This is a genomic window from Candidatus Nanoarchaeia archaeon (assembly GCA_035290625.1).
Lineage (GTDB): Archaea > Nanobdellota > Nanobdellia > Woesearchaeales > DATDTY01 > DATDTY01.
Genome location: DATDTY010000056.1, coordinates 1 through 25,900 on the forward strand (window position 1 = coordinate 1; position 25,900 = coordinate 25,900).

28 protein-coding genes are annotated in these 25,900 nt (G+C 45.8%); 4 read left to right on the top strand and 24 right to left on the bottom strand.

The window, feature by feature from the left end:
- Positions 1-192: 192 nt before the first annotated feature.
- Positions 193-1,605, bottom strand: coding sequence for an MATE family efflux transporter (locus tag VJB08_05295; protein ID HLD43369.1), 1,413 nt, complete (start codon positions 1,603-1,605; stop codon positions 193-195).
- A gap of 318 nt (positions 1,606-1,923) precedes the next feature.
- On the opposite strand from VJB08_05295, the gene VJB08_05300 reads away from it, so the two are divergent.
- Positions 1,924-2,520, top strand: coding sequence for a hypothetical protein (locus VJB08_05300; protein HLD43370.1), 597 nt, complete (start codon positions 1,924-1,926; stop codon positions 2,518-2,520).
- On the opposite strand, the gene VJB08_05305 is transcribed toward VJB08_05300, so the two are convergent.
- Complete coding sequence (locus tag VJB08_05305; protein ID HLD43371.1) at positions 2,504-3,037, bottom strand: thioredoxin family protein; 534 nt, start codon at positions 3,035-3,037, stop codon at positions 2,504-2,506. The two genes, VJB08_05300 and VJB08_05305, sit on opposite strands and share 17 nt — an antisense overlap.
- Positions 3,038-3,344: 307 nt before the next feature.
- On the bottom strand, positions 3,345-4,031 hold the full coding sequence (locus VJB08_05310; GenBank protein HLD43372.1) for a hypothetical protein: 687 nt from the start codon (positions 4,029-4,031) through the stop codon (positions 3,345-3,347).
- Between the two features lie 118 nt (positions 4,032-4,149).
- Between VJB08_05310 and VJB08_05315 the strand changes: the two genes are divergently transcribed.
- Positions 4,150-4,899 carry a helix-turn-helix domain-containing protein gene (locus VJB08_05315; GenBank protein ID HLD43373.1) on the top strand — a complete coding sequence of 250 codons (750 nt, stop codon included), beginning with the start codon at positions 4,150-4,152 and terminating at the stop codon, positions 4,897-4,899.
- Here the strand turns inward: VJB08_05315 and VJB08_05320 are convergent.
- From VJB08_05320 to VJB08_05395, 16 genes are all read right to left on the bottom strand, one after another.
- Positions 4,896-5,162, bottom strand: coding sequence for a 2Fe-2S iron-sulfur cluster-binding protein (locus VJB08_05320; GenBank protein ID HLD43374.1), 267 nt, complete (start codon positions 5,160-5,162; stop codon positions 4,896-4,898). The genes VJB08_05315 and VJB08_05320 overlap by 4 nt on opposite strands.
- Before the next feature lie 219 nt (positions 5,163-5,381).
- Positions 5,382-5,960: an iron-sulfur cluster assembly accessory protein gene (locus VJB08_05325; protein HLD43375.1), complete on the bottom strand. Its 579-nt coding sequence runs from the start codon at positions 5,958-5,960 to the stop codon at positions 5,382-5,384.
- A gap of 149 nt (positions 5,961-6,109) precedes the next feature.
- Positions 6,110-6,835, bottom strand: coding sequence for a plasmid pRiA4b ORF-3 family protein (locus VJB08_05330; GenBank protein HLD43376.1), 726 nt, complete (start codon positions 6,833-6,835; stop codon positions 6,110-6,112).
- A complete protein-coding gene (locus tag VJB08_05335; protein ID HLD43377.1) occupies positions 6,832-7,446 on the bottom strand; it encodes a hypothetical protein in 615 nt (204 codons plus the stop codon). The genes VJB08_05330 and VJB08_05335 overlap by 4 nt, the downstream gene beginning before the upstream one ends.
- A complete protein-coding gene (locus VJB08_05340; protein HLD43378.1) occupies positions 7,443-7,583 on the bottom strand; it encodes a hypothetical protein in 141 nt (46 codons plus the stop codon). The genes VJB08_05335 and VJB08_05340 overlap by 4 nt, the downstream gene beginning before the upstream one ends.
- Complete coding sequence (locus VJB08_05345; protein HLD43379.1) at positions 7,576-8,595, bottom strand: PDDEXK nuclease domain-containing protein; 1,020 nt, start codon at positions 8,593-8,595, stop codon at positions 7,576-7,578. Before VJB08_05345 ends, VJB08_05340 begins: the two co-directional genes overlap by 8 nt.
- Positions 8,592-8,729: a hypothetical protein gene (locus VJB08_05350; GenBank protein ID HLD43380.1), complete on the bottom strand. Its 138-nt coding sequence runs from the start codon at positions 8,727-8,729 to the stop codon at positions 8,592-8,594. Before VJB08_05350 ends, VJB08_05345 begins: the two co-directional genes overlap by 4 nt.
- Positions 8,730-9,048: 319 nt before the next feature.
- Positions 9,049-9,375 carry a hypothetical protein gene (locus tag VJB08_05355; GenBank protein ID HLD43381.1) on the bottom strand — a complete coding sequence of 109 codons (327 nt, stop codon included), beginning with the start codon at positions 9,373-9,375 and terminating at the stop codon, positions 9,049-9,051.
- Between the two features lie 306 nt (positions 9,376-9,681).
- Positions 9,682-11,133, bottom strand: a complete 1,452-nt coding sequence (locus VJB08_05360) for a hypothetical protein (protein ID HLD43382.1) — start codon at positions 11,131-11,133, stop codon at positions 9,682-9,684.
- A gap of 5 nt (positions 11,134-11,138) precedes the next feature.
- Positions 11,139-12,698, bottom strand: coding sequence for a glutamine-hydrolyzing GMP synthase (guaA, locus tag VJB08_05365; protein HLD43383.1), 1,560 nt, complete (start codon positions 12,696-12,698; stop codon positions 11,139-11,141).
- A 2-nt stretch (positions 12,699-12,700) separates the two neighbouring features.
- Positions 12,701-14,017, bottom strand: coding sequence for an IMP cyclohydrolase (locus VJB08_05370; GenBank protein HLD43384.1), 1,317 nt, complete (start codon positions 14,015-14,017; stop codon positions 12,701-12,703).
- A 5-nt stretch (positions 14,018-14,022) separates the two neighbouring features.
- Positions 14,023-14,775 (bottom strand): hypothetical protein, encoded by a 753-nt coding sequence (locus VJB08_05375; GenBank protein ID HLD43385.1) that lies wholly within the window; start codon positions 14,773-14,775, stop codon positions 14,023-14,025.
- Positions 14,776-14,798: 23 nt separating this feature from the next.
- A complete protein-coding gene (locus VJB08_05380) occupies positions 14,799-15,794 on the bottom strand; it encodes a formyltransferase family protein (GenBank protein ID HLD43386.1) in 996 nt (331 codons plus the stop codon).
- Positions 15,791-17,119, bottom strand: coding sequence for a phosphoribosylamine--glycine ligase (purD, locus tag VJB08_05385; protein ID HLD43387.1), 1,329 nt, complete (start codon positions 17,117-17,119; stop codon positions 15,791-15,793). The genes VJB08_05380 and purD overlap by 4 nt, the downstream gene beginning before the upstream one ends.
- A gap of 11 nt (positions 17,120-17,130) precedes the next feature.
- The gene (gene purQ / locus VJB08_05390) at positions 17,131-18,036 is read right to left on the bottom strand and encodes a phosphoribosylformylglycinamidine synthase I (protein HLD43388.1); all 906 of its coding nucleotides are present in this window, start codon (positions 18,034-18,036) and stop codon (positions 17,131-17,133) included.
- Positions 18,037-21,246: an AIR synthase-related protein gene (locus VJB08_05395; GenBank protein HLD43389.1), complete on the bottom strand. Its 3,210-nt coding sequence runs from the start codon at positions 21,244-21,246 to the stop codon at positions 18,037-18,039.
- Between the two features lie 151 nt (positions 21,247-21,397).
- Between VJB08_05395 and VJB08_05400 the strand changes: the two genes are divergently transcribed.
- Together VJB08_05400 and metK are read left to right on the top strand one after the other, a co-directional pair.
- Positions 21,398-21,775: a hypothetical protein gene (locus tag VJB08_05400; protein HLD43390.1), complete on the top strand. Its 378-nt coding sequence runs from the start codon at positions 21,398-21,400 to the stop codon at positions 21,773-21,775.
- A gap of 58 nt (positions 21,776-21,833) precedes the next feature.
- The gene (gene metK / locus VJB08_05405; protein HLD43391.1) at positions 21,834-22,991 is read left to right on the top strand and encodes a methionine adenosyltransferase; all 1,158 of its coding nucleotides are present in this window, start codon (positions 21,834-21,836) and stop codon (positions 22,989-22,991) included.
- Between the two features lie 42 nt (positions 22,992-23,033).
- Here the strand turns inward: metK and VJB08_05410 are convergent, their stop codons facing one another.
- The 5 genes from VJB08_05410 to VJB08_05430 all read right to left on the bottom strand — a co-directional run.
- Positions 23,034-23,444, bottom strand: a complete 411-nt coding sequence (locus VJB08_05410; GenBank protein ID HLD43392.1) for a hypothetical protein — start codon at positions 23,442-23,444, stop codon at positions 23,034-23,036.
- Positions 23,445-23,529: 85 nt separating this feature from the next.
- Positions 23,530-24,063, bottom strand: coding sequence for an adenine phosphoribosyltransferase (locus VJB08_05415; GenBank protein HLD43393.1), 534 nt, complete (start codon positions 24,061-24,063; stop codon positions 23,530-23,532).
- On the bottom strand, positions 24,063-24,701 hold the full coding sequence (locus VJB08_05420) for an MBL fold metallo-hydrolase (GenBank protein HLD43394.1): 639 nt from the start codon (positions 24,699-24,701) through the stop codon (positions 24,063-24,065). The genes VJB08_05415 and VJB08_05420 overlap by 1 nt, the downstream gene beginning before the upstream one ends.
- A gap of 16 nt (positions 24,702-24,717) precedes the next feature.
- Positions 24,718-25,467: an S-methyl-5'-thioadenosine phosphorylase gene (gene mtnP, locus VJB08_05425; GenBank protein ID HLD43395.1), complete on the bottom strand. Its 750-nt coding sequence runs from the start codon at positions 25,465-25,467 to the stop codon at positions 24,718-24,720.
- A gap of 66 nt (positions 25,468-25,533) precedes the next feature.
- The coding region (locus tag VJB08_05430; protein HLD43396.1) for a hypothetical protein at positions 25,534-25,900 on the bottom strand (367 nt) is incomplete at its 5' end.

The window sequence follows — 25,900 nt, forward strand, 5'->3', positions numbered from 1 at the left end:
TGCCCTTTGTGAGCCTTCTATTCAAAGTACAGAACAGCGACAAAGGGGTTGCTCCATACGGGAAATGTCGCTTCCCATGAGAGTATGCACAAGGCGAAGTCGGCATTGCCGAACGAAGTGAGCAACTTTTCAATGCGACCGATTCTGCCGGCTTCTGGCATTCTCATCATTCAGGATGGGCACACCACGGAACTACTGTACCCCTTCCTCTATCTCGGTCTCCTGGGAGACCTTCTCCGCAAGCCGGATCTCCTCGGTTACCCTTGTTTGCTTCCATGTGCCCTTAAGAAACCAAAAAAGCCCAATGGTTGCAGAGATGACGTTGGCAATCGGAAACGCCCACCAGATCCCTGCCTCTGCCAAAGCGGTATGCCTTGAAAGGATATAGGCGAGCGGGAACTGGAACAGCCAGAGCGAGAGGAGCGATAGTATCATTGAGGATGTTGTGTTGCCGGACCCCTGGAATGCGCCGCTTACGATCTGTTGCAGGCCTATAAAACCGAAGGTTAAGGACATGATGCGGAGGAATGCTGATCCCTCTGCAACCACAAGAGGCTCCCCTGGAACAAAGGATGCAACAAGCTGAGGCGCAAAGGCAAATACGAGGCCGCCGACAATGGAGAGCACTATAAATCCAAGAAGGCCGCTTATCTTTGCTACCTCTTCGGCGCGGTTAATCTTTCCTGCCCCCATGTTCTGGCCGACAAGTGTTGATGTAGCCATTGAGAATCCAAGCGCAGGGATAACAACAAAGCTGAGGATCCTCACTCCAATCCCATAAGAAGCCACAACAAGTGTCCCGAAACTTGCCACCAGTACTGTCATGATTGCGAAGCCCAATGCCCGGGTCGACTGCTCGACTGAGGCAGGGAGCCCAAGCCGAAACATCTTCTTGATAATGCTCATATCAAGGGTAAGATTCTCCTTGCGCAGATGGATCCCATACCTTCCGCTCAATAAAAGCATAAGGCCTATGATGGTTGCAAGACTCTGTGTGCCGATGGTTGCGAGAGCCGCACCCCCCACACCAAAAGCAGGAATAAATCCATACCCAAAGATGAATAGAGGATCAAGGATGAGGTTAAGCAGGACAGTGCCAAGGACGATGATAATGGGGGTTCTTACATCCCCGACTCCGCGCATCAGTGACTGGAACACAAAGAAACCAAACAGGAAAACGATTCCTAAAAAGGAGATCTTCAGGTAGGAAACAGCCATCGGCAGCACGTCGGGCTCTGTTCCCACCAATACCAGCAAAGGCCTTGCCATGAGATAGCCAACTATGCTTATGGCAAGAGACACCAGCAGCATTACGACAAAAGTCTGGCCTGCGATATGATCAATCGCTCTCTGATCTTTTTTTCCCTTGTAATGGCTGATAAGGACTGTACCGGAGATTGCGAGCCCGCCCCCCAAGGAAATGAGCAGAAAGAGGATAGGAAAACTCAGCGAGACTGCTGCCACTGCTTCTTTCCCCAGCCTTCCAACCCAGAATGTGTCGACCAGCTGGTAGGCTGTTTGGAGCAGATTCGCGAAAACGATTGGAACTGAAAGCGAAATAATCGATTTGACAATCGATCCTTCAGTCAGGTTAGGGGAAGCCATTTGAGAGGGGCTTCTTCGGACTGTTTATAATCGTTATGAATTGGCAGAAAGACAGCCGCGCATTAAAGAGTTCAGTAGAAAGTGTGTGTTGCCGCCTTTTTTGCGAGGGTCAATCAAACGAGACATCAACAGCGGAGGGGGGACGTCCCTTACGGGCGAGGTGCCGCTCTTTGCTGAAAACATGAAGAGCCGAGCTGCTCCGAAGGAGCGACCAAAAATGCGAAGCATTTTTTAGCACGGCGGCAACAGCGAAGCGGAACTTTCTACTGAGCCGCATTAAAGAGAATATTTATAAACATCATCTCCCTCAAGAGCTTTATGCGTCACGGCATAGCACTATTCTGTATGCTTGGCATCCTGGCCATTGCAGGCTGCGCTGCTCCTGAAGACCTTTCTGGAAAGGCTCATGGCTCTGAGCAGGGAAGCCACGGAACTGATACCCTGGTCTGCAATGCCATCACAGCGAAATGCGGAGGCACAAGATCCTGGAGAAATAATAATCCAGGGAATCTTCAGGCTTCTGTAAGCGCTGAATTCTTCTGCGGCGCCAGGATACGGACAGAAGCAACAACTGCGCGAGTCTCGCATGCGATCTTTGAAACTTACGAAGATGGATGGAATGCCCTGATCTGCGACCTCAACGCCAAGATATCCGGGATATCAACACCGCTCCGTACGAGATATGGCGAAGGATATGAGCGTACAAGAACCTTGAGAGACCTGGTGAAGGTGTATATTGGAAGCTCATCAATAAGCAGGGTGAATGGCTACCTTGCTGCAGTCAGGCAGGCCACGGGATATGGGGCAAATACGATCATTGCTCAGCTTAATGCAACGAGGCTTGCTCCAGGAATCCAGCTTGCTGAGGGATGGATAGAAGGCCAACCACAGAGAGCACCTACTCCTTCCACTTGATCGAACAACCACCAGAAGGCTGAGGAGCAAAACCGACTTTTCCCTTGCTGAGAAGATTCTTCAATGCCTCTTCGAGTTCATGCTTGGTTGCGCTGTAAGGAGCCTCTAAGTTGTCATCAATCCTTCCCCTATATACGAGTTTTCCGGCCTTAAATACGTAGAGGTCAGGAGTGCATTTTGCATGGAATGCTCTCGCAGCATCCTGGGGCTCATCATAGAGGTAGGGAAAAGCAAGCCTATTCTTTTTTGCAAATTCCTGCATTGCTTCAAAGCTGTCGTCAGGAAACAGTTCAGCGTCATTTGAGTTGATTGCAACAACATCAACATCCTTCCTGAATTTCTTTTCAATCTCAATCAGTTTCGGCCAGGCAGCTTTTGCATACGGGCAATGGTTGCAGGTAAAGACTATCAGCTGCAGCTTTTTCTTCAGTTTTTTGGAATCAATTATTGATCCATCTGCAGCAGGCAGAGTAAACGCAGGCATTGAATCGTTAACATCTAACCCTCCTTTTGCCATCATGAATGCAATAAAAATCACCTCTTCTGCAGGATTCTTTCCTGCCCTTTTTATTCTTTGCGATGGGATTTTGTCTTGCGTAAAATATAGAACTGATGAAAGGGAGGGAAAGCTAATAAAATTTAGGTTACTACGATGCTAGAACTCCAGTCGCAGTATGAAGTAAACTCCCGCCCTTAACTAAAGCGGAAGAACTTAGTAATCGTAGATAAGTTGTAAATTCTTCCTTATATATCAAACGAAAAAACATACGAAAATTTACTTCGTTTGCTATAAATGTAAAAAAGATAGGCTGGAATCTCAAACGTTACTTTGAAATCTCTGGCAGTTTTTCCAAAACGTACTGAGACCTCTCTTCAAAATGTTTTGCAACATTTTCAAACGGATTCTTAACATTCTCCAAAACATATATCGTGGAACCCAAGATTGCAAAACCGCCAAATACCGCAGGTAATACTTTAAGCCCTAAGTCTTGGAAAGCATAATTGGCGCCACTATCAATTAGTTCTTGAAGTCCTGCAAGACCAGCAATTCCCAAACCTACCCCAATAGCAACGCTTGTTGCAATCGCTGCATTTCTTATTTTTCTTGCAATTCCGGGATTACTATAGATATTCCCGTTACACTGCCAAAGAATCCCTTGTTTAACTGCCCTAAGTGGGCGATCGTCGTGAGAACTGTAAGTTCTGGTGTTGCCAGACCAAATATCTTTCCCGAAAATTTCAGCAAGAGAATCCAGATTTGATATTTTCTCTTGACCCCAGTACTCTGAAAGTCTATGGTATTGAATTGTGCTTCCTCGTCTTACCTCTTTCTCAACTTCTCGTAGGTCTGAGGCAAGCGCCTTTGCTCTTTCTCGTAAAGACGGCAGTTCTTCTCTGAACTGTTCCAATGTTTGCTCTAAATATATTCTTCGTGCTCTTCGTGAATCCGAGCACCGTTTACAATGTTCTTTGTCTCTTTCTATATCTATGATAGCGTTGTAAAGTGTCATTTTTCTCACCTTCTGATTGTTATACCAAAGGGGTAACACAATACCTATATTAATATTTGTTGTAATTTTGTGACAACAATTAGAAAGGTTTATAAACAATCTCAATACCCCCTAAGGTATGACTGATATAACTGCCACCTTACATAGATTAGGGCTTGAAGAACAGGAAGTTAAAACGTATCTTGCTCTTTTGGACTTGGGAGAGTCTCCTGCTGCGAAATTAGCCGAAAGAACGGGGTTAGGCAGGGTGCATATGTACCAGATTGTCAATAGACTGATTGGAAGAGGCCTGGCTTCTTATATACTCAAAAACAACGTCAAATATTTCTCCGCATCAGATCCTGGAACTCTCCTTACAGATATCCAACAAAAAGCGCAGGATTTGAAAAAGATTCTTCCTGAACTTAAAGCGAGGCAAAAAAGATTAATTCCAGAAACAAAAGTTGAAATTTACCGCGGCAGAGAGGGAATACATACAATTCTCAAGATGATTCTCAAAGATGAAAAGGCATATTTTATTCTTGGCGGAGCACAAGAGGCATGTTCTATCTTTGAATTAGAGAATACTGTCTTTGTTAAACATGCAGAAAAACTAAAATTGCCTGGAAAGATACTAGGAAGAAAAAAGGATGAATTCTTTATAGGAAAGAATGAAGAGTATCGGTTTATTCCAGAGCATTTGATATCCTCAACGACGATGATGGTATGGCATGATAAAACTGCAATCTTTGTATGGTCAGAGCCGTACTATGCGATACTTATAGAGAATGAGGGAATAACAAAAACGAATTTAGCTACATTTAGGTATTTATGGAGCATTGCAGAAAAGCCAGGGAAAGACGATAGAAAGAAGAGGCTCCTGACCTAATACCCCTGAATCTTCACAACGCCTTTCTTGATCCTGCACTGGCACCCCAGCCTCATCTTCGCATCATCCCCAACCAAATCCATCTCTTTTTCATTTTTCTCAGAAAGGTTCTCCATGCCTTCTTCAATTTCCAGCATGCAGGTTCCGCAGATCCCGTCCTTGCAGCCGAATGGAACTCCTGCTTCCTCAAGAGCTTCCTTGATCGGCCCTCCGTCCGCAACCTCTTTCTCCTGGTTGCTTGATAAAAAAACAAGTTTAGCCATGGAAAATGGAGAATGCTGACGCTTTATAAAACTTTAGATGCCAAATGGCGTTCAAAATCTTGCGGGTTGCCGCCGGCTCGGCTCTGGCTGTTCACGGAAAGGAGCGGTTCCCTCCCGGATGGAGCCTCCCCTTCCGCTGCGCATCCTATGTTGATTGAGCCTCGCGGAATTGGCGGCAACCTTCATTTTGAACGCCATGCAAAGTAAGAGAGTAAGAATTTAGAATCCAACCGAGCTTCCGCAGCCGCAGCTGTGGTGCACATTCGGGTTGTTGACCTTGAAGCCTGCTCCCTGCAAGCCATCAACCCAGTCGATCTCGCTTCCGTTCAGCTTCTCCAGATCATGCTTATCCACAAATACATTTACGCCTGCGGATTCGAAGGCAACATCATCCTTTCCGGCCTTTTCCTGGAACGCAATATCATACTGGTAGCCTGAACAGCCTGCTTTCATAAGGCCAACCTTGATGCCCCAGCCTTCTTTCTTAAACTTCTTTGAAAGCTCCTTGACTTTTTCTGCTGCATGCTTCGTAATGCCAACGGCATCATTGACGCTTTCTGTCCGCTGCACTTCATCATTCAATTCCTTCACGAGAGAATCAAGCTCCTCTTCGCTCATCCCATGGCCTAAGACTCCTTCTTCAATCGTCTCAAACACAGAAGCTCCGCAGCCGATGCAGTGCAGGCCTGCAGAAGTCATGATCTGGGCTAATTTTTGCGCCTTCCCTGGATACAACTGGAAGATCTCCTGAATAGTAAGGTCCCTTGTTATTTTTGCTTGATCGTGGAGCTGTTCCATAGATTAACGATAGTTAATAGGAGGTATTTAAAGGTTGCGGAAAACGCGCAGTTTAGTCTTCATATCTGCTGGACCTAAAGTTTCAGCGAAAGAGCCGTCTGACCAAATGCTTGGATTGCCTACATCTTTTCTATCAAGTGTTTTTTGGGTCATTTTAGCACCCCGTATCTTGCCCTTCCGTCAATTTTGACCAACCTCTGAAGCTCTTTGTTTGTTTCATCAAGGCCAAAATGGTCGAAGTCGAAATCCTCTCCAAGCCATTCGACAATTCTCTCTTTGTATTCCTTATTATTTTTATTCTTCTTGATTTTTTGCAGCTCATAATATCCTGGAACGCTTCCACAATCTTCAGGAGGACAAGCCCTCTCGCCACCTAAGCAAAAAGGGATAAATAGAGCATCAGCAGAATATAGAATCTTTTCAACAATGAGTGTATGTTCCCAATTATCGCCGAAATCGTATACGTAATTGAATCTTTGCTTCTCTGAATTAATCAAGGCACTTATCTTGGATTTTAGCTTGTAGGCGACAGTCTTTTTGTTTTTTTCTTGCTCTTTTAGGATCTTATTGATTTTATCAACGTCTAAGGATGCAAAGCCATTTTTCAGCTTTGTTTGCTCAAGCATCTTAATAAACTCAGGCGACTGATATAATTTTTTGAAGCTGGACTCAGCCAGATTATGCCCTTCTTCCTCTGCTGAAATGCAAACGTCATTTATCTGAAACTCGAACATATGATAGTCATCCCAGCCCATAACTATCTGAATAGTGTCGTGCAGTTCCTGAAAGGTGATATTTTCTTTTACTAAAAATCTTCTCCAGATTTTTGGCGTTATGCCTTCTAATGATATGTTTAGTTGGAGTATTTTTGTCATTGGCTTCCGCCTGCATCTGTTTTAAGTTTTGTTATTAGAATAATGCTTTCTTTCACTGTTCTTATTTTATTGAGAATATCATCCGGAACGTATTTTTCTATCTTTTCTTTAGGATAGGTTATCCGCTCTGCCTTCTTGCAGTATAATTCCAGAAATTCTGAATGAAGCTCATTGACATTATTTTCTACCATCGCATCTTTTATAGTGGCTTTCAATACTTCCTCTCTTTTCTGCAATTCCACCAGCTCTCTTTTGATGTTGTAGTACTCTTCTAATATATCTTTATCAACTATGCCTATATCTGTAGCGGGCTTGAAAGGCGCATTGTAGAACCTTTGAAAATCCAAAATAATTTCATCCTGATTCTTTACAGCTTCCTTTCCGTTTTCTGTCAAGGACACTACAATTATTGAAAAGCTTAGGCCAACATTCATCTCTTTCAAGTAGCCTTTCTCTATAAGCTGTGATAAGAGATCGTTTGCTTGCTGTATCGAAAATCCTCTAAATTCGTGCCAAACCATCTTGGACAAATTATCCTTGCCATAATTGATTTTCTGTCTATTAATGAATTCCAGAATCTGCAATCCGGTCTTATTAGTGAACGTGCTCATTTCAGGCTTTCCTCGATAAGCTTCTTTTCTTCTTCAGTGATTCCGTACAGCTTATAGACTTCTTCGTCTATTTCATGGTCCAGCTTTTGGATTTCTTTTTCTAATTGTGCTTTTGAGCCGGTTTGCTTGCTATTCATCCTTAGTCTCAAGCAGATTTTGCAGTTTTTTTTGCAGCTCTTCTTTGTCTGGAAGGTATAGCTGATATTTTGAAACAAATAGCTTATTGGATAGCCCTCCCAACGCGTACTGGATTTCTATATGCTCTTTTTCAGCGGCAAGAACAATTCCGATAGGAGGGTTGTCTCCTTCAGAGCATTCCTCGCTTTTGAAATAGTTGAGATAGGTATTCATCTGCCCGATATCCGCATGATTCACTTCGTTTATCTTCAAGTCTATCAAAACAAAGCATTTCAGGATTCTATGATAAAACACGAGGTCCACATAATAATGCCTGTTGCCTAAGGTAATCCTATATTGCCTGCCAACAAATGAAAATCCTTTTCCAAGTTCAAGCAGGAACATTTGCAGATTATCAATAATTCTCTGCTCAAGCTCTTTTTCAGAGTAGCGATAATCCTCGGGCAGTTTCAGAAATTCAAAAACATAAGGATCTTTTACTAAGTCTTTAGCGTCATCAATAATCTGCCCTTTTCTCGATAATTGGATTATCCCTTTCTTATCCTTGCTCAATGCTAAGCGCTTGAACAGAGCTGAATTTTTCTGTCTTTTTAGTTCTCTATTGCTCCATTTCTCAGTAATGCTCTGCTTCTCATAAAATGACCGCTCTAAATCATCTTCTATCTTTAAAAGCTCAAAATAATGGCTCCATGACAATTGGTGAGACAGCGTCTCACTTTTTGGATATTTAAGATAAAACAGCCTCATATAAACAAGGTTGCTCTTGCTAAACCCTTTTCCATGCATTAACCTCAAGTCTTTGGAAAGGTTTTCCAGAAGCGCAGAGCCATACTCTGCCTTTTCCTTCCCATACTGCTCAAATTCAACAATCCTTTTTCCAATTTCCCAGTATGTTTTGACAAGGATTTCATTCACTGCATGATATGCGTGCGTTCTGCCTTGCTCCAAAAGATCGCCTATATCTGAGATTAAGGAAGGATATTTATCTTTTGGATTGGTTATCTTTTTCATTTCAGGCTTTCCTCGATAAGCTTCTTTTCTTCTTCAGTAATGCCATATAAGGTATAGACTTCTTGGCCAATTTCGTTGTCTAGTCTTTTAATTTCTTCTTTCGCTTGTTCTTTTGTTGCTTGTCTTAGAACCATCCGAATATAAAAGAGGCTATTTGATATATAAATGTTCTTCCGTTTCGGTCGCATTGAAAAGTTGCTCGCTTCGCTCGGCAGCGCCAAGTTCGCTATGCACAAGTCAGGCAGAGTAGCGACATTCCCCGGATGGGACAACCCCCTTGTCGCTGTGCCGCCGCTCCGTTATAATGGCTCACAAGAGGGCGCTGCATGACTTTTCAATGCCACCTCCGTTTCATAAGGATTGAAGAAAGAATGTCGTTGCACTTTACTCTCTCAAATTGCCGAATTCCGAGTCGGCTGCCCACTCCGGTAGGTTCGCCGGAGCCTCCCAGTTTCAAGGATGTGCTAAATTCACAATAAGGCGATTTTTATCCGGCACAGAAACAAAGACTTCTTCACCGCCTTTCAGATTTAAGCTCCGGGCAACATCCCGGTTGATATACATGCCAAGCCCATCATGAGAAAGTTTTATTATTTTCTGTTTTATTGCCAAGGGAGTCTCCGTTATTTTGATTTCGTTTATTGCCTTGCTGATTGATTTCTTTTCAAAATAAAAATATCCGCATTTGGCGCATTGATAACTCGTTACAGGACTATCTGCATCTTGAATTTTTACTTTGACTTCTTTCATCTTTCCATCACATTTTGGGCATTTTTCCATATTAATCATCTTTATTTTCTTTTGACGTTTATAACATACAGGATTTTATCTTTCAATTCACACAAAATGTAAAACTTATCATCTTCAATTTCGATTTTATCGCCTTTCTTCCGCTTATTTTTAATAACATATATCAGCCTGATAACTTCATTCCAACCTCAAGTACCTTTATGATAAAGCTCGAAATGTTCGCTTCTCCTTATTTCTTCCCGATATAGGTAATCATCTCTTTTTGACTATAATTTAATAGTCATAACTACTATATAGAACTTTGGAAACTGAGGGAATCCTCTAACGAAAACCGCACTAATCCCTGCCGGAAAAATAGACATGCTTCTTATGAAAACCGATAAGCTCAACGCCCGTCTTGCCATCCTGGGCAGGCTGGAGGTGTCCAACAGCTCTGGCCTCTAATCCGTATTTTTTAATAGCACGTATGGCTGCATCGGAATCTGCCGTCGATATAAATCCATCATTCCCCATCGGCCACATTCCATATGCCTCCTCTGCAGAGAGCTGCGCTGCTTCCACAAGAGCCAAGTCCCTGTAATCGGGCGGAAACAGGTCCTGCAACTTAATGAACAAGCCATGACTAGCTAAAGGCTTCGCAAGCTTTCCTTCGAACGCTCCTCCGCTCATATGGTAGACGCTTGTTGCAAGGCTCTGATCAATAAGGTCTTTAAAGACACCGTAGAGGATTGTGGATGGCGCTGTGAGATACTCCAAAAATGGTTTCCCTTCCTCTTTGGTGTGCCAGTCCTCACCGAAGAGCCGAACCATGATCCTTCTTCTCACAGTAATGCCATTTGAGCGCGGATTTGGCTTGCCGCGAATTGCAACCAAGGACTCTCCAGCAGAAGGCTTCAAAGGATGCGCAAGCCGTTCCTCGTCAATGGTGCTTACAACAGAGCCGCTCAGATTGTAGCAAGACTCTGAGTAGCCTCGGATGCGGTCGCCTACATCTTCCCTGCAAAGAAGGGAAAGAAATCCCAATTCCTTTGCAACTGCCTGTGCCTCAGCAGCGATCCTGCCAAAAGGGATATCCCCTCTTGTTTCAACAACGCCAGCAACAACCTTGGGGTCAGCTCCAAGTTTGCTTGCGTCATCAAGAGTCATGGCATCGAAATCATGGATCACTTTTTCATAGCTTCCTGAGCGCTCATAGCATTCTACCTTGGTCCCAACTCCGTCAGCATTGATAAAAACAGGCTTTCCCTGATGATCGAATAGGGCATAACGAAATGTCCGGCTTGCAAAAACCCCAGGAATGGCAGCCATAGGATACCTGTCCTTCGGTGCAATGCTGATCATCGTTCCAATGCTGTTAGCAATTCCGTTCACCCGGCTCCCAAGACCTGCCAGCTCTCCATTCAGGATCGCTAGGCCATGCTGATCTGCTTTTTCTTTAAGAGTTCCAGTAATAGCCGCCAAAACATCCAATCTGATCTTAGGGATGTCAATCACATCAGCAAAGCCATGTGGCTGGAATCCCATTTCCTCTGCCTGGCCAACCAAACGGTCCACTAAAGAAGCAGTGTACTTCTCAAGATTAGGCTCCTTAGGATCCCCAGCCGCTGAATGCACTGCAGCATAATAATCTTGGGGTATCCTCAAAACATTAATCCCGTGCATCCCTTCCTTAATTATATCCACAAGCTTTGAATTCCTTAGCGTCTGAGCTACCTGCTGTGCAATCAAGGCAGAACCCGTGTCACCACTCTTTATCACAGTTTCGATGTAGTCTTCGACGTTTCCCATTCTCTTCACTCCCACTCTACCGTTGCAGGAGGCTTCTGCGAGGTGTCATAAAAAACACGGCAGACACCTGGAACCTCGTTCATGATTCGGGTAGAGATCGCCTGCAGATCATCCAGCTCAAAAGGATAGGCATCAGCAGTCATGAAATCACGGGTAACAATGGCCCTCAACGCCACAATTGCCTCATGGACATGTTTATCCCCCTTGACTCCGACAGCCTTTGAATCAAGGACTCCTGCAAATGCCTGGCTTACCTTTCTGCATAATCCTCTTTGGTTTAATTCTTCCATAAAAATCGCATCTGCTTTTCTCACGATATCGAGCTTTTCAGGCGTAACTGCCCCAATGATGCGGACTGCAAGCCCGGGGCCTGGAAATGGATGCTGCCAGACAACCTCTTCAGGGATGCCAAGTTCCTCAAGAGCGATCTTCCTCACTTCATCCTTGAAGAGATCCCGGAAAGGCTCAACAAGCTGATGCCTCAGGTCTTCAGGCAATCCCCCGACATTATGATGGCGTTTTATCGTCGAAGAAGAGCCATGAACAGCAACGCTCTCGATCACATCAGGGTAGAGAGTACCCTGGAGAAGATAGTCTATCTTGATGCCTTCGCGCTGTTCGATTTTCCGAGATTCTTCTTCAAAAACCCGGATGAACGTAGTGCCAATGATCTTCCTCTTTTTATCAGAATCAACAACCGGGCTGAAGCTTGACGGAGAGTTCAGCTTACTGAGAAATCTTTGGGAAGCATCCACAAAATAGAGGCCAATCCCAAGCTTGCCAAGCCTTTGCTTTACTTCCTCTGCTTCATTAAGCCTCAACAATCCAGTATCAACAAAAATAGGATAGAAGCTTTTTCCTGCAATCCTATTCATAAGGACAGCGGCTGTTGTCGAGTCAACCCCGCCGCTCACCGCCCCTATCCCGTGTTTTCCTTCAACCTGCCTGGAAATGGCTTCAACAATCATTTCATATTGTTTTGCAGAATTCCAGGTTCTTTGGGCATTGCATATCTTCAGGAAATTGTCAAGGATCTTCCTTCCATAGGTGGTATGGTCAACCTCTGGATGGAACTGGACTGCGTAGATATTTCTGTGTGTATTCTGCATTGAGGCGACATGGCCTGCTGCTGACTTGGCAACAATCTGGAAACCAGAAGGAGCTTCTGTAACAACATCGCCATGGCTCATCCAGACAGTGAACTGTGTTTCAGGCAGGGAGCTGAAGAGTGGGCTTTCGGCAAGAACATTGAGTGTTGTCTTGCCATATTCCTTGTTGCTGGTCTGCTCCACCTTCCCCCCCAGTAGATAAGCAATCGACTGCTGGCCATAGCAGATGCCTAGGATTGGAACAGGGCTTTCCAGGATCTCTTTTGGATAAAGCGGGCTGCCCTTTTCATACACGCTGTACTGGCCTCCTGAGATGATAATGCCCTCAAGATCTGACTTGAAGATCTCAGAAGGAATGGTATGGAAAGGAACAATCTCTGCATATACTTTATGCTCTCTCACCCTTCTTGCAATGTTTTGGGTGTACTGGCTTCCGCAGTCGATGATTCGGATCATTGCTAATGCTTAAAGCTCCTCTGGCCTGTAAACACCATTGTTGCTCCTGCTTCATTGCATGCTTGGATGGCCTCAAAATCCCTCTCGCTTCCTCCGGGCTGGATGATTGCAGTAATCCCTTCATTCAGGCACACATCAACACCATCCCTGAACGGAAAGAATGCGTCTGAAACTGCAACTGCGCCTTCAAGTCCTCCCTTGCTTTCTTGTGCAGACCAGAGGATGGATCTTTGAAGCTGCTGGGGGTCTTTAAGAGACTCAAAGATTTCCCTGCTTTTCCTGGTAGGAATCTCCTTACCGCTGAGGCCAAGCTCCAGCTCATTGAAAGAGAGCGCTCCGGTTTCCTGGAAACAAAGAGTATCCTTACAATTATCGTAAGCCTTTCTCACCGCTTGCTTTGCAATGCCTACGCGATCCTGGCCACCAGTTCCGATAGAGACTGTTGCCAAATCCTTAACAAAGAGGACTGAATTTGACGCCACTCCACTTTCCACAAGCCATCCAAACCCCATATCCAGATATTCTGCTTCAGTCGGCGTTCTCTTGATCTCAAATCTTCCTCGTGTTTTTGTTTCATGATAGCCTAAGGGCAGGGCCTTGATATCATCCAAGGTTCGTGCCTGAGGGATGAATGAGGTCTGCACAAGCTGCCCTCCATCTATGAGAGTTTTGAACTCCAAGACAGGAAACCCGATATACTCATGCAGCCCGTCCATGTTGGCTATCCTCATGACTCTCAGATTCTTTGATGTTGCCAGGATGCCCAGGACTCCTTCCTCATAGTCAGGAGCTACCACAACCTCTGAATAGTTCTGGATAATAGCTTCTGCAGTCTCCTTATCAAGAGTGCGGTTTAATGCAATTGTCCCGCCAAAAGCAGCAACCCGATCAGCCATGTTTGCTTTTTGGTATGCATCCAGCAGCGTAGTTCCAACCGCGACTCCGCATGGGTTGTTATGCTTCATGATTGCTGCAACAGGAGCATCCATGAAATATCTCAGGATATTCAATGCATTGTCAGGATCAGTGATGTTGGTCTTGCCTGGATGCTTCCCTGACTGGAGAAGCTCAGGGCTTGATGCAAGCCACTTCCCATCATATAATATCCGCACATCACCAAGCACAAGATTCCCGTTAATGGGCTTATACAACGCAGCCGTCTGGCCAGGGTTGTCTCCATATCTCAATCCCTTTATTTCGCCTCCGATCTCCCACCCTACTTTCTCATACAGAAATACGGACTCCCCAAATCTGATCTCCATAGTACTTGGAAAATGGTCTCCAAGGATTGTTTTATACATTGTCTGAAGTTTTTCCATTTTATTCACCTCGTATCAGAAAATGTGTAGCAGTTCCGAAGAGCCTGACGATTCCGCACAATCTCGTTAAGCATATACCTAGCAATAGTATTGTCGTATGCAGCACTCATTTCAAAAGCCTTTGGAGCAAGTTCCGTCCTCTGGTCAAATGTCGTGCAGCCATCATTCGCCAGGATGGTCTGCAGAACACGTACGTAATCAGCGGGATCACAGACAGCAGCGCAACCAAGAAAATTCTTCGAAGCTCCGCGTATCATTGCAGGCCCTCCAATATCAATGTTCCCCCGTGCTGACTCAAAATCATAAGGTTTTCCTGTTTTCGGATTGACTTCGCCAGCCTGAATCTTAGAAACAATATCCTTGAAAGGATAAAGATTCACCACAACCATATCGATATACACTGCTCCACCAAGTTGATCTTGGAGATAGGCCTGATGAGCTGGGTTATTCCGCTCCCCCAATATACCTGCATGAATCTTAGGGTGCAGAGTCTTGACTAATCCCCCTTCCATCTCAGGGAATTGTGTGTACTCTGCAACTTCAGTCAAATGCTTTTCTGCCGAGGGTCCCAGGATTGCTTCAATTGATTTATACGTTCCTCCTGTCGACATGATCATAACTTCCATTCCATTTGCATCTTGTGCTTCGACCAATCCAGGGATTAATACCTCGAGCCCTGTCTTGTCAAAAACACTCACCAGAACATTCTTTACAGGTATTTTATCATCAACGGTTCCTTGTGCGTCTCGTATAGTCATTGTTCGACCTCAGCCTGCTTTTTTTACTCACCCACTCCAAACTGCCATCCATTCGGGATTTGCACACCGTCAAAATAGAGACTGCCTTTTCCATCCTTTGCATATTTCCCTCTTGCTAATGAATCAATCACTTTTGGAAATATGACCCAATCTCCATGCACCTTTAATCGCTCCTGGCAGTCTTTTGCATAGCCATAAAGGGGATATTTTTCAGCAGTTATCTGGTCTAAGTCAGGGAGCTCGGTCCCTCTTTGCTGCGCTGCTGCCAGAGGCCCATTCACCAATGGCTTGGCCTGGTCCATGATGGCGTTAAACCCGTCCATAAATGCTTTGATTTCCTTAATGATATTTCCACCACCTAAGGCCGCAACCCTGTCATCCAGATCCAGGATTTCCCGCGAAAGCGGCTGGGGCTCTGAGATACCCATCAAAGGGCCGCAGTCAAGATCAGGAGTTACGAGATGCACAGAGGTGTATACCTCATTCTCCCCTGCAAGGATAGCCTTTGCGCTAGGAATCCAGCCCAGACCCCGGTATTTCGGCCTCCCGTTGCTTCCTCGGACACGCAAATCTCCAGGATGGACATTGACTGTAACAAAATTCTCGCAGATTACAGGAGTGACCACCCAGTCATAGCCTGCGAGGCAAACTGCATCCACAGAAAACAGCTTTAAGGCTTCACTCTGGACAACATCATAGTTGGCACGCACGTCCATGTCGCTCAGGGCGTGTTCCCTCTCATTCGCCTTTTTATAGTAACTTTGTATAGGATTACAGAAAAGGTTGATATCAATACCTTTCTCCTTGTACTCCTCCTGGATTGTTGAGGCGTTGGATTCCATATTATCAGTAAAAAGAAAGACAGGCTCAAAGGAAACATCTCCGCTTGAGCGTTGCTCAATATACGTGTCAAGTATCTTCTTCACATTCGAGCCTGTGCCTGACATGAATAAGGCAAGCCTCATCGGATCCTTCTTGGGAGAGTAGAGTGGCGTCAGATCCAAAGTTCCGTTTCTCATTTTAACCCCTTTGCCCCAATATCCGTTCGGTAATGGAAGACGTTCCGATTATTAGCTCCCATTGTTGCTGCATCAATAAATTGGACAGACGCATAGGCTTGCTCCAGTGCTTCAGCCAAGCCTTGCTCTGAATAGCTTGTGACTCCCAATACACGCCCGCTTGCAGTCACTACTTCATCCTTATCATCTATTGCGGTTCCGGCATGAAAGACTTTGACATGCCAAGCAGCTGTCTCCTTTAATCCTGAGATTGGAAATCCTGTCGCAAAATTTTCTCGTTCACCATATCCATCTGAAGCCATCACCACGCAACAAGCAGCGCCTTCCTTAAGAGGGAATAGGGCCTCATGCAGCCTTCCTTCCAAAGCAAGTTTTATTGGCTGATAGAGCCCTGACTTTAGCATCATCACAAGAGCCTGGGTCTCAGGATCTCCCAGCCTGCAGTTGTACTCCAGAACCTTTGGGCCTTCTACTGTCATAATCATGCCTGCATAGAGGAAGCCGGTATAGGGCGTTTCTATCTCTGCAAGCTTGCGGATAATGGGGGTCATCATGGTATCTGCAGCCCTACGCACAATGTCTGCATCAGCAATAGGGACAGGGCAGTAAGCGCCCATTCCGCCTGTGTTCGGGCCTTGGTCATTATCGTAAAGAGGCTTATGGTCCTGTACAGCAGTCTCAATTGGAAGGAAGCTTTTCCCGTCTGCAATTCCAAACACAGAGAATTCCTGGCCAAAGAGGCGCTCAACAACAAGGAGTTCATGGCCATATTTTTCTGCATGGCTGTCAAGCTTTGCTAATGCCTCTTCTTTGGTGCCGCAAACCAGGACTCCTTTGCCTCCTGTGGGGCCACGAGGCTTGAGAACAACGCCCTCGGAATCCACTTTAGGTATCCATTTCCTTGCAGAACCCGGATTGGGGCAGAGATACGATGCTGCCCTTGGTATGCCAAGCGATGCCATCAGCTGCTCAGAGAGGAATTTATCTGCCTCTATCTGAGATGCCCGTGCTGTCGGCCCGAATATATGCGTATATCCCCGGTCATGGAAAAAATCAGTAATTCCATCAAGAAGGGGCTGCTCAGGACCAACAACAATCATCTCTATGGATTCCTTTTCAACAATATCTGCAAGCTTTTCAAAATTCACTTTTTTTGTTCCATCAAGAGGCTTTGCGTCAACAACTACATTCCTGGATTTCTCCTCTGCTGCTGTTCCGGGATTTCCTTTTGCATACAGAACCTCTTCAACCTCAGGATCCTGTGCTATGCTCCATCCTAATGCGTGCTCCCGCCCGCCATTTCCGACAATCATAACCTTTGCCATTGTTTCACCTCTTACATCAAATGCTGAGCTGCATAGTCAACTCCATTCTTCAATATCTGAAGCCCTGCTCCTTCTTTGGGCAGGCTTCCAGCTAACCTCAGCCTTTCAGCAATTGCAGGATTATCCTTGTCAACATAGCTTCTTTCCAAAATCCTCTGCAATGAAGCAAGAGGATGGTTCAAAGGAGTATTGTATCTTTCAGGATGGGGCATCAAGCCGAATATCCTTCCAGTCGGATCGCAGATCCCTGCAATTGCCTCCAAAGATCCATTGGGATTATCTGGAACCTCCTTTGCTGGATTTCCATCCTGATCAACATATTGATACACAACCTGCCCATTGTCAAATAATCTTCTGAGCGTGTCCGGAGCTGCATAGAACTTGCCCTCGCCATGAGCAACAGGAAGCTCAATAGTGCTGATTCCATTGGTCCACACACAACTGTTGCCTTCAGCGGCCTTTAATCGTGTCCATCTGCATTCAAATCTCTGGCTGTCGTTATATGTCAAGGTTACGGTCTGTTCTTTCTGGCCATCAAACATCGGCAATAATCCTGCTTTCACAAGAATCTGAAAGCCATTGCAGATTCCGATAATCAGCTTTCCGTCATCAATAAATTTGCTAATCTCATCTCCAAGATACTGCTTTAACTCCTGGCTGGCTATGACTCCTGCATTTACATAGTCTCCTTTGGAGAATCCTCCTGGAATCGCAAGGATATGGTAGTCACCAAGCCTTAGGATATCTACAGGACTGGCGCTCAATCTGCTTTGGCCGAAGACAGGATTATAATGGTGCCGCAAAGAATTGATATGGACAATCTCTGCGTGTGCTCCGACCTGATTAAAGGCATGAGCAGCCTCTCTGTCGCAATTTGTTCCATCAAACCGTATAACACAGACTCTTGGTTTTTTCATCTAGGCAGACCTCAGTCTTTCAGGTGTGATCGTTCCTTTGTTTGCTTCCCGTAATTGATCGACAGTTGTTGCTACAACGCCAGCTCCATAGCTTGTTATTTTGAATTCCTTATCTTTCCGAACATCTCCTATCAGCCTGAGATACGCTCCTTTCATTGATTCCTCAAACTCTTTTCGGTTTGAGGGATGCACACTTACAACAAATCTTCCTGTTGATTCAGAGAACAAGAGAGTATCCGGCCTCGTTCCCAAAGGAGTATCGAGAGCGCCCAGTTCCACAAAGACACCAAGGTCGCCTCCAAGCGATGAGTTTGCAAGGCTAGCAGCCAGGCCGCCTTTGGCAATGTACTGGCACGAATGAACCAGATCCTGCTTGATGGCGTTGCTCACTGCAGCATACCTTTCCTTTATCTCTGCAAAATCTGACTTGGGGACATTTCTTCCTGTCTCTCCGTGGAGCAGATAGAACTCACTGGCTCCTAATTCGTTCCTTGTCTCCCCAACAATATACACAAGATCTCCAGGAAGCTTGAAATCAGAGGTTGTTAATGTTGAGTCATCAGGGATTACTCCTACAGCACTCATCAGCAGCTCACATTTTGCTTTCACATGCACGTTTTTCCCTGTCTCTGTGCTTGTGTAGGTCCTCTCCATGGATGTGCTGTCTTTTCCTGAGATTGTGGGAGCATTAAACGCTTCTTCGGCATCAGCAGCCCCCTTTAGCATCCTCATGACCTGGGCAGCAACATAAGGATCTTCCTCTGGCTTCGGGCATGTTGTATTTCCATTAAAAGTAATCTTGTAGGTATCCCTGTCAGGAAGATGGCCTCCTGCAGCAACGATTCTGCCGATGGCGTCAACAACACTGTTCCTTCCCATGTGATGTGCATCAATGTCTCCCTGCCAGGGGTTTGAGCCCCAGGTCTCGAGAACAACTTCGTTCTCTCCAAGCACCGGATGATAGGCAATAGTGTCGCTCTTTGCTCTGCCGATCCCGACTAATGGCTTGATCAGGCTTCCTCCCTGGACTTCATGGTCGTATCTCGTTACAATCCACTCATAACTCTGCATGTTCGGCCTGCCAACCAGGTTCAGCAAGGTATCAGTAAGATTCTCTAAAGGCTCAATCTCAGGCTCTTGGTTCTTGCTTGGAGCCCAGTGCGCCTTTATCCTCATCTGCGGCAATCCCTGATCAAGGAAATCTATCGGAAGGAACACGATTGGGGTGTCCTGGTCCTTGACATGATAATAGCCAGTATCATCAAAGACAGCAATCTGGGTTGCCTCAACATTGTTATGCTTGCAGATCTCTGCTACATGTTCAAGATTCTCTGGCTTGATCACAATCACCACTCTTTCCTGAGCCTCTGAAATCAGCTTCTCCCATCCTGCCAAGCCTGCATACTTCTCAAGAACATGGGTCAGATCCATCACAACCCCTCCTTTGCCGTTGCTTTTTCTTGGAAAGATCTCCCCAGAATCTATTTCTGAGCGCATCTGATCATAGAAAGGAGAAGCGATCCGTTCAGGAAGGATCTCTGAAACTGCAGAAAGCCGCTCTTCAATGCTGCTTTGAGAAGTGATGCCTTGTTCAATAAAGAAGGTTTGTATCTCATATCTTTTCTTCTCCATGTGATGGAGTAATTCAGCTAATTCTCCAACAGCAGAATTCCAGCCGCCTGCTCCGCAATCCTGAGTTGCTTCAATATATCCGATACTTCGTAAAGCATCCATGGCTTCAAAAACCCCTTTCTCAACAATTGGAGCTCCTATCTGCACGCTTTGGTTAATATCCTGCCTTTGCTCTGCATCAGCAGAAAGAGCTATTGAAGAAGCAGTTGCTCCATGGACTCCATCCTTTCCGACTCTGCCCCCTAAAGATAATGCGATATAACCAAGCTCTATATTTTTAGTGTGTGTTGGCACTCCATCAATTTCTGACTCTGCAACAGCAACGCAGCCAACAAGAACTCCAGGCTTAAGCCATCCATCATCAATAAAGACGCTGCCGCATTGGGTTGGAACCCCGAATTTGTTTCCATAATCCTCAACACCTGCAACGACACCCTCCAGAGTCCTTACAGGAGACTGGATATCCAGAGGAAGGTCTTTGTAAGAATCCGGATGTGGTGTCCTAAAGCCGTACTGGCTTGAGACAGGATGCATGCCTTTTCCTGTGCACCCAGGATCCCGGAGAACCCCCCCTGTGCCTGTGTCTGCTCCTCCAAACCCATCCAGGCCTGAAGGATGGTTATGCGACTCAACCTTATGGGAAAGATTCCATCTCCTGTTTAATTCAATAACCCCAGAATTGTCTTCAGTAACAGACTTAAGCCAGTTAATATATCGAGAAATCCTCTCAGTGGATGCCTTAATGATAGATTTGAAGATACTGTCGGTTATAGTGGGCAGCCCCGCCTCATCATTCAGATCATCAGAAGTGTACCCCCAGAGTGCATTGAGTTTCTTGTGGCAGCAATGCTCTGACCATTTCTGTGCAATGCCTTCAAGCTCTGCATCTGTTGGCATTGCCTCTAAGCCAAGCTTTCTTCTTTGGAGAAGATAATCAGAATCTGCTCCAACAGATTGCGGATCTGCAAACAGCCTCTTAATAGTCAGCATCTCTTCAAGATTCAAGGCAAGAAGGCGGTTATTGCTTAGCTCTACCAGATTGTTATCCGGAATCATGATATCAACATACTTAAAAGGAGTAACCTTGGGGAGTTCAACATACGGAAAATGAAATCCAATCTCAGCTAGCGGGTCTTGATCGCGTCTCACTGCAACTTTAACCTCACGGGTGACAGGATTTGCGAGCATCTTCCTGATTCCAATGAACTGCTCATCATCCCATTTTCCTGACCAGAGGTATTGTTGAGCGAATGAAACCTCTCCAACCGGCCTTCCAAGAACCTGCTCCAGGGCTTTCCTTGCAGTCTGGCCTTCAGGGTCATTCACTCCTGGCTTTGGCGATACCTCAATCAGCGCATCAGGCAGAACAAAGCCTTCTTCAAGAGGGAAACCCTGGAGAACAGAGCGGTTTGCTGAGGCAATATCAACAAGAGGGTCTGCAAGAAGCGCCAGGACGCTCTTCGTTTCTTCAGGAAGGAAGGCATCATCAATGTTATAGACGCGTATCGGCCTGCTTAATACAAGGCCATCAGAAGCAGCAAGACTTCCCCGCGTCATGACTTCTATTCGAGTCCCCATCACTAAGAGAACCCACTCCAGACTTCTATAAATACCTTTCCATTGTCAGCATTCCAAAGTAGTCTCATTTTGGTAACAAAGAAAGCAGTTATTCCGATCAGAATAATTTTGACAGGAGTTTATTTAAAGGGAGCCTCGACCCATCTAAGATATGATTGAAGGAATGATTAATGAGGAGTATCAGAGGCACGAAGGAAAGATAGAAGGCGTGATCCAGAGAGCAATGAAAGGCCATCTGTTTCTGTCAGGAAGAGCACTATGGGGCAGGATATACACTGCATTGGAGGATGAAGCAGAAAAATTTTTGCCAGGGAGTGATTATGGAAACGCGCTTCTTCAGGCAAGACAGGCGCTCATAGAAAGAAATCACCATGCATCCATCTTCAGAGCAGGCACAAAAAGCAAGTATGGTCCAAAACCGTACAGCGCGATCTTTGGATTTGCGGTAATCCCCAACAACGAAGCTGATGAAGCTACACCACTGCCTACTTACCTACATACTGATACGTCTATATTCAAATACAATTAAACTTAAAAAGAAGAAAACAACACCAGCGCTAAGGTCAAGTATCCGGGGGGAATCAACAATGCAAAAAATCACCTATATAACTTCTGAAAGCGTGACTGAAGGCCATCCGGACAAGATTTGCGACCAGATAAGCGATGCAATACTGGACACACTGATTGTCCAGGATCCAAGGTCACGGGTTGCTGTCGAATGCCTCACAACAACAGGCTTGATTATCGTTGCAGGAGAGGTAACTACAAAAGGGTATGCAGATATCCAGGGAATCGCAAGAAGGGTTCTGAGGGAGATAGGCTATACCAACCCTGAATTCGGGATTGACTGCGAGGATGCAGGAGTATTGGTAAGCGTCCATGGCCAGAGCGCAGATATAGCACAAGGCGTTGAGGAAAAAGGTGAGAAAGAGCAGGGCGCTGGCGACCAGGGAATGATGTATGGGTTTGCATGCAACGAGACTCCTGAATTCATGCCCTTTCCTATTATCATGGCTCATAAGCTCACGAGAAGGCTTGCAGAAGTCAGGAAGCAGGGCATCATCCAGGGGCTTGGGCCTGACGGAAAATCCCAGGTTTCTGTAGAATACCATGATGGAACGCCTAAAAGGATCTCAGCAATCGTCATTGCCCAGCAGCATACTGAAGATGTGAGTGAAGAGCAGCTGAAGAGCGACATCCTTGAGAAAGTGGTCAAGTATGTCTGCGGCAGTTTCATGGATGCAAACACTAAGGTCCATATCAATGCAACAGGAAAATTCGTGATTGGAGGCCCGGAGGGAGACACTGGCCTCACAGGAAGAAAGATCATCGTAGACACCTACGGAGGGATTGGAAGGCATGGCGGAGGCTGCTTTTCAGGAAAGGATCCTTCAAAAGTGGACAGGTCAGGAGCCTATGCAGCAAGATATGTTGCAAAGAACATTGTGGCAGCTGGCTTGGCTGAGAAATGCGAGGTCCAGCTTTCCTATGCAATCGGTGTCGCTGAACCCACCTCAATCAATGTTGACTGCTTCGGCACAAACAAGATCCCTGAAGAGAAGATCAATGAGCTTGTCAGGAAGCATTTTAACTTAAAGCCAAAAGGGATTATCCAGATGCTGGATCTTCTCAGGCCGATCTACAGGAAGGCGGCTGCCTACGGCCACTTCGGCAGAAATGACCTGGACTTCACTTGGGAGAGGACGGACAAGGCTGAAGCGCTGAGGAGAGAGGCTGGGTTGTAGTTAAGGCTGATTCTTCAATTTGACCGCTGATACTCGTTGATACTACTTCCGTTTGATACCATACCACTCAGGATGCAACTCAGAATCAAGATGAGAAATGAGAGGCTCACCCCAAACGTCATGCATGGTTGCCATCCCATGGTTTGAATGATAGTACAACCCATAAAGGCCTTCGCGCACAAACGAGTCGGCTGCAGCAGCAAGCCCAAGCCAGGTAGCAGCATCATAAGGGGTGGGGTCGATATCCGCCCCAAATATCTTGCTTGCAGTGGAAGCTGCAGCGTAGAATCCCAACACGAGATTTGTAATTCTTGAGGTAGTACTCATAAGCGATGCGGCTTCAGTGTTCCCCTGAGAAAGGCGCATCTGCAGTCGTGGAGGAAGAAGCCCTGTGACAGGCCCAGAAAGGATGGCTGCAATTTTGCCAACCAGGGAGAGGTCTCGCGTGATCATAAGCTCGAGAGGCCTTTACAGATATAAAAATATTTGGGTGTTTCGGCTCTGGTTAGATCCCGTGCAGCACCAATAGGTGCGGGCATCACTCCCCCTCAAACTCAACAAGGTTAAAGACAGGATATCCTGCGTCCTGAAGCCTCTTCTTTCCGCCTAAATCAGGAAGGTCAACAATAAAGCTGCACTCAACAACGTCTCCTCCTAATTTTTTGACAAGATTTGCAGCAGCCAGCATTGTGCCGCCAGTGGCAACTAAATCATCTACAAGCAAAACATGCATTCCTTTCTCAATCGCGTCCTTGTGAATCTCAACCTTATCTTTCCCATACTCCAACGCATATTCCTCTGAAAGAGTGGCTGCAGGCAGCTTTCCCGGCTTCCGTATCGGAACAAAGCCAACACCCAACCTGTGGGCAAGCGCAGCTCCGGTAATGAATCCTCTTGCTTCAATCCCTACAACAACATCTATTTGCATATCTTTATACCGAGAAACAAACAATTCAACCATGTGATTGAAACCCTCTGTGTCTTTAAGCAAGGTTGTAATATCCCGAAACATAATCCCCTGCTTCGGCCAGTGCGGAACGGTTCTTATTTTTGGTTTTAGTGTGTGCGGCATCATTTCACCTTCATCCGATAAACTGCTTTCCTCAGCTCATCCAAATCCTTTCCTTGGATTATTCTTCCATGGCCAGGAATGATTACATCAGCTATTTCTGCAATCTTCCTGGCGCTGTCAATGTACTCCTGATTTGGAGGCACTCCAAAGGTTCCTGTCTTAATGCGCTCCTCCCGGATCGCGTCTCCTGCAATCACATAGGTCTTTCCTCCGGACTTCACGACATAGGATGTATGATTCTCAGCATGGCCAGGGGTAGGGAGGATTGCAACTCCAGGAATCTTGACGGAATCACTGCTTTTGAACATGGTAAGGGTTTGATTTGGGTAATCTACAATTCTGCCGCGCACGATGCTTGCATTCCTGAAGAGGTAAGTGTTGAACACATGATCCATATGGGTATGGGTGATGAGGACAAACTCAATATCCTCTGGTTTCAGCCCTTCTTTTTTAAGGCTCGCCAAAATCTCATCAGCGTAGCCCGGGCTTCCGGTATCTGCAATGATGTTTTTCTCTCCTGGCTTTTCGGCTTTGAGCAGGACAACAGCGCTGCAGATTTTGCTGATATGGTTTTCTATCTCTTGGCTCACTGATCCTTGGTCGTCGTGGACGCCCTTCTTTAGGATGACGAGTTTCATTGGCGTGCTTCAACTTTCATTTTATTCTAGGTATAACCTCAACCAATAATCGAGTCACCTTATCAGCATTCTCTTTAAACACCTTCAGCACTTCTTCCCAGGTGACGGGCTTCTCATCCTGTTTCCAGCAGTCATAGTCTGTTGACATCGCAACAGCAGCATACGGCAATCCAATCTCATTCGATAAAATGCATTCAGGGGCGATAGACATGTTAATCACATCAGCTCCCCACTGCCTGAACATGAAGCTTTCTGCCCGTGTTGAAAACCTTGGGCCTTCGATCGTAACCACCGTGCCTTTCTCATGGTGCTTCAAACGCAGTTCTTTGCACGCCTGAATCAGGATGTTCCTTAGCTTCGCATCAAAAGGATCAGCCATTGGCGTATGCATTGGCTTATTGGGCTCAAAGCGCTCATGAAATGTCAAAGGCCGGAGCCTGGTAAAATCAATAAACTGATCGAGGATCACAAAATCCCCTCTGCCGATCCCTTCCCTCAGGCTTCCGACAGCGGTTGTAGCGATGATGTGGCTGCATCCTGCGTCTTTCAATGCATGGATATTTGCCCGGAAATTGACCTGTGTTGGGGGAGTCGTGTGCTGTCTGCCGTGCCTTGCTATCAGCACGACATCTACTCCCTTTATTTTCCCGAATGTCAGAGGGGAGGAGGGCTTTCCGAAGGGCGTGGATACCTCTTTCTCATAGGGCTGTTCCAGAATCTTCGGATCATCCAGTCCTGAGCCGCCGATGATGGCTATTCTGCCCATCCAGAGGAGGAGTGCCGCCTGCCTTTATAAGGGTTTATGAGAGCAAACCGGCTAATGCAGGTTCGTTCATGATTTCACGCCTTTAAACTCAGGCAATAGCTTCTTTATCTCAAGCATAAACTCTCTTGCCCGCTTTAAGGAAGTCCTTGCTTTCTGCTCCTGAATGCTTTCAGTCATGTCATACTGGAACCTTGAGCGCTTATCAAGCTCCATTGCATAAAAAGCCACAAGCTCTTCTGACCTGATGGAAGCAATTTCCAAGGCATCTTCTTTTGCGTCCTGATACTCTTCCAAGAGCCCTTTCCTGATTTTGTCCATAATCAGAACAATCAAAGCATCGCTTGTAACTTTATGGACTATTTTGTCTCCTGTTTTATATCCGAGATTCAGCAGAACAGCGTTTGCAATATAAAACATCGAATAATACGAGTTC